At 45.1% G+C, this 2,294-nt stretch carries 4 protein-coding genes; 1 reads left to right on the top strand and 3 read right to left on the bottom strand.

Going from position 1 to position 2,294, the window contains the following annotated elements; genetic code table 11:
• Positions 1-507, bottom strand: a 507-nt coding sequence (locus B9J84_RS12955) for an RlmF-related methyltransferase (protein ID WP_143698869.1), incomplete at its 3' end; no start/stop codon positions are given.
• A complete protein-coding gene (locus B9J84_RS12950) occupies positions 507-1,010 on the bottom strand; it encodes a M48 family metallopeptidase (protein ID WP_010318598.1) in 504 nt (167 codons plus the stop codon). The genes B9J84_RS12950 and B9J84_RS12955, both read right to left, overlap by 1 nt.
• Positions 1,011-1,175: 165 nt before the next feature.
• Here B9J84_RS12950 and B9J84_RS12945 point away from each other — a divergent pair, with 165 nt between their 5' ends.
• Positions 1,176-1,403, top strand: coding sequence for a glutaredoxin family protein (locus B9J84_RS12945; RefSeq protein WP_010318599.1), 228 nt, complete (start codon positions 1,176-1,178; stop codon positions 1,401-1,403).
• A gap of 23 nt (positions 1,404-1,426) precedes the next feature.
• On the opposite strand, the gene B9J84_RS12940 is transcribed toward B9J84_RS12945, so the two are convergent.
• A partial coding sequence (locus B9J84_RS12940) for a LysR family transcriptional regulator (RefSeq protein ID WP_094124307.1) occupies positions 1,427-2,294 on the bottom strand: 868 nt, incomplete at its 5' end.

Here is a 2,294-nt window from a genome sequence, read left to right as displayed (position 1 = left end):
GCCATTAACCACCAGATTGGCGGATTTAATAGAGATAGGATCAATATCGCTACCAACATAGTGCCAGCCGTACTCTGCCACGCCCACTATCGGATAAATACAGTTCGCTCCGACCCCAATATCAAGTGCTTGAACCTTCTCATGCTTGATTGCTGAGCACTCATCTAGCAGCAGATCGGCCACGCGATGAATATAATCAGCTCGACCGGGGATCGGCGGGCACAAATACCCAGCGGGAATATCCCAATGGGTCACATGATAATGATGTGCCAATAACGCTTTGTTGAGCATTTTCACCGCCATCGCATCGGAGAAATTGATGCTCGGTTCACCACTCGGGTTGCGAATAACAAAGGGCTTCAAAGCAGGCAGTGTATTAATCAGCGCGGGGAAATCGTATTGTCCTTGATGCTGATTACGAGGATGTAACCCCTGCTTTGCTTTTAACGCAGGTTTTTTATGGCTCGCTTCTGGTTGGCTTTTCTGCGGCTTCGCTTTGGCTGACATTACTGCTCCTCTTTTAAATCGAGATACATCATAAACAATCGTGCATCAAACTCGAGCTGATGATAATTCGGTTCCATATGGCAACACAGTTGATAGAAAGCCTTGTTGTGCTCTTTCTCTTTGATGTGAGCCAGCTCATGTACCACTAGCATGCGCAACAGCGGCTCCGGTGCTTCTTTAAACATGCTCGCTATGCGGATCTCATTTTTAGATTTGATTTTCCCACCATGCACTTTGGCAACATAACTGTGCAACCCTAGTGCGTTATTGATAATGTGGATTTTATTGTCGTACACCACTTTACTGATCGGCGCCGTTTTCTTCATGTATTGATTTTTGAGATCAATCGCGTAGTTAAACAACGCTTTTTCACTTTGAATCGAATGGCGCTGTGGGTAGCGTTGCTCAAACCAACTAACGAATTTACCGGCCGTGATCAACTGTTCAACTTGTGAAACGAGATGAGGCGGATAGTTTTGTATGTAACGAAAAGATGGATGCATAGCCCAGCAACTGACTCATAAAAAAGGCGCTAAGTGTAACTGAATCAAGCCTGCGTTTCATCTTTCCAATCACAAGGAGCAAGGCTTCGCATCCGAGAGAGTTGAAACTCAGCGCCTCGGTGGGTAAACTTGCCGCCCTTTATGTTCGGTTAATGAGTGAATTGGATGAAACGTATTGTGCTCTACGTCAAAGATAAATGCCCGCACTGTAAAGATGCTCAGCGCTATCTTGACGCCAAACAGATCCCCTACCGCTTATGTAACGCAAAAATGCAACGCGGCCGGAAGGAACTGGATGCGATCGGCGCGCGCAGTGTACCGGCTTTAAAAATTGGTGATCGGATTATGATTGGCTGGAACCCAAACAACTTTGAAAAAATCTATCAAAGTTAATCGAACGATACACATCGCCCCTTTCACACGTATTGTTTCACAAATTCAATAAAAGTACGGTCGGCATTAGACAAATAGCCCTCTTTGCGCCATGCGAGGGCTAAATCTAACCAGACTGGCGGTTCAAAAGGGATCGCTCGTACATCCGGTTCATGCTCCGTTACAAGCTCTAATAACGCAGTCACTGCGTACTCATGTTTGACAATACTTAAAATCATTGGCAACAGATTGGTTTCAAAAGAGAAATGTGCGCTGAGCTTATGCTCTTTACACACTTTATCAATGAAGTCGCGGTGGAAATAACCGGGCTTAAACATTACCAATTCATGCTCAAAAAAGGTCTTAAAATCTATCGATTCTCGTTGTGCTAACTCATGTTCTTTCCCCACTACCGCCACCATTTGCGATGATAAGAGGGGATCAACCTCTAAATCCGGAGGAAGATCATGATTGAGGATCACACCAATATCTAGCTCACCACTGAGCAACATTTTTCTAATCGACTGAGTTCCCGCTTCTATCACCGTCATTTTTAGCAAGGGAAAGTGACTTTTAAAAGCCATTACAATTTCTGGAAAGAAATAGGACCCCATCATGCTCGGCGCGCCGAGCCTCACTTCGCCTTTGACGAGCCCTTTAAGCTCATCCATCGCCAATTGTGCATCTTCAAGTTGCTGCAAAACACGAGTGGCGTGTTCATATAACACTTGCCCTTCATGGGTCAGCGTCACTTTTCGCTCATCTCTTTTTAGCAAAACAACCCCTAATTGCTGCTCAAATTTTTTAATCGAAATACTAAGCGCTGGCTGCGCAATGTGCAGTTGCTGGGCTGCTAAAGTAAAGCTGCCGCATTGAACTACAGCCGAAAAATGTTTTAGATGGCGAGTATCC

It is taken from the genome of Vibrio sp. V03_P4A6T147, from assembly GCF_002241085.1.
GTDB lineage: Bacteria > Pseudomonadota > Gammaproteobacteria > Enterobacterales > Vibrionaceae > Vibrio > Vibrio anguillarum.
The sequence above is the reverse complement of the archived record's forward strand: the minus strand, read 5'-3'. Positions and strand labels throughout refer to the sequence as shown.

Coding starts and splice junctions, on each gene's coding strand:
- B9J84_RS12950 (WP_010318598.1), bottom strand. CDS start 1,010: ATGCATCCATCTTTTCGTTACATACAAAACTATCCGCCTCATCTCGTT.
- B9J84_RS12945 (WP_010318599.1), top strand. CDS start 1,176: ATGAAACGTATTGTGCTCTACGTCAAAGATAAATGCCCGCACTGTAAA.